The sequence below is a fragment of the Algoriphagus faecimaris genome (genome assembly GCF_900101705.1).
In the GTDB taxonomy this organism is placed as follows: domain Bacteria; phylum Bacteroidota; class Bacteroidia; order Cytophagales; family Cyclobacteriaceae; genus Algoriphagus; species Algoriphagus faecimaris.
Genome location: NZ_FNAC01000017.1, coordinates 86,863 through 88,441, shown reverse-complemented (window position 1 = coordinate 88,441; position 1,579 = coordinate 86,863). Strand labels below are relative to the sequence as shown.

2 protein-coding genes are annotated in these 1,579 nt (G+C 38.6%); both read right to left on the bottom strand.

Annotated features, from left to right (window positions below; all coding sequences use genetic code 11):
* On the bottom strand, window positions 1-419 hold a 419-nt coding region (locus tag BLQ57_RS10795), incomplete at its 3' end, for a hypothetical protein (protein WP_139162711.1).
* The coding region (locus tag BLQ57_RS10790; protein WP_217639525.1) for a DUF4221 family protein at window positions 407-1,579 on the bottom strand (1,173 nt) is incomplete at its 5' end. The genes BLQ57_RS10790 and BLQ57_RS10795, both read right to left, overlap by 13 nt.

The window sequence follows — 1,579 nt, the reverse complement described above, 5'->3', positions numbered from 1 at the left end:
GAAGGGCCCGGAGTGATGGATCCGCTTCGTACCCAAGTTTGCCCCTCGGTCTTCCAAAGTGTGATGGAAAATAGCGGGAAATTTCCATCTAGGATATTCTCTTTGACATAACTCCTTTTAGAATCAATATGGATCAGGGAATAATCATTTAAATATTCATCCCGATATTCAGCAGAAAGAAAATCATCCTCTATAGAAAGTACAATTACTACATCATCAGCCAATAGCGCAGCTTTACTTTCTAGCCAATCACCTACAGATTGTTGACAGGAATTGCAGGAATTTTGAAGTGGGATAAACAAGATTTGATTGGCTTGAGGAAATTTCTTGGATAGATCGTCCAAATCATGCTTTTTAATATTCTCAGCACAAGCCAGCAGCAATATGAAATAAAGATAATAAAGCCTTACTCTTCCCATGACAACAAGTAAAAGTCAACCGCCTCCTCTTCTTCACTCATCTTGCTGAGATACAGTCCTTTTTCCCCAACAAACATCATAGGAATCCGGTCCAATTCATCTTCCTGAAAGTCAATCTCGCCGATGAAAGTATCACGATCCAAATCATAAATCAAAAGGTTCCTCTCAGCTGTTGGCTTGAATTCAGAGTAGGTAGAAAAAGAGGATGGGTCGCTTTTGCTGTAGGATATAGTTCTGTATAGATGGGAATTGATTTCATCAGCCAAGATATCAGTATAGGCACCCTTACTTAATACTTCAAAATAAGTTCCCTCACCATTGATTTCTTGAGTAGATTTGCCGTCGTAGTTTGTGATTGTTTTCTTGTAGGTTGAACCCAAGAATAAAGGCTTAGCTCGATTAGAAATTCCATCAAATTCATAAACTGAGTCGCTAAATGGATAATTCATATAAATTTTATCTCCAACCACAGATTGTTCATTCATAATGACAATCAGTCCCGGCCAAAGATGATTATGATACTCTTTAGGATATCCGATTTCAACTTTGTTTTCTCCGGTTTTTAAATCAATGGATTGAACAATTTTTACCCGGTTATGGTAATCCAGACCCTGATAGGGTACTTCCGGAAATCCATAAAAGATCAACTTTCCGTTGATTATTCCTGAAATAGCATTATTGGTTGTAAATGGGGTAATCTGATCCATGGCAGGAATTCCCTCCTTGGTATTGTAGGTTCTTACCTTCTTACTGCCATTCATTAAATGAATCTCCCAACCGAAGCTGTTTACCACAAAAATGGAGTCCATCGTATGCACATAAAATCCGTTCATCGTCCCTATTCCATCCGGGCCTTCTTTCTCAAATCGAATAGACTCTTCCCATTCTTTGGTGTCCATATTGAAGACTTTGATATTGTCTTTTTTTCGCACATCCCCGAAAAATAATTTTTCTTCCCCATCGATGACTTTGGTTTGCAGACTCCAGGTACGAAGGGGATGATCCTCCACCACCAAGCGAAAAGCATGGGTGAGTTGATAAGAGAGTGGTTTAGTTTTATCTTCCTCATCGCAAGAGAAAAATACAAGGCCTAATAAAATTAGGCTTAGGGTCAAAAATCTTGTGTTCATTTTTATCGGAATAGGATCAGAAAAGAAGAG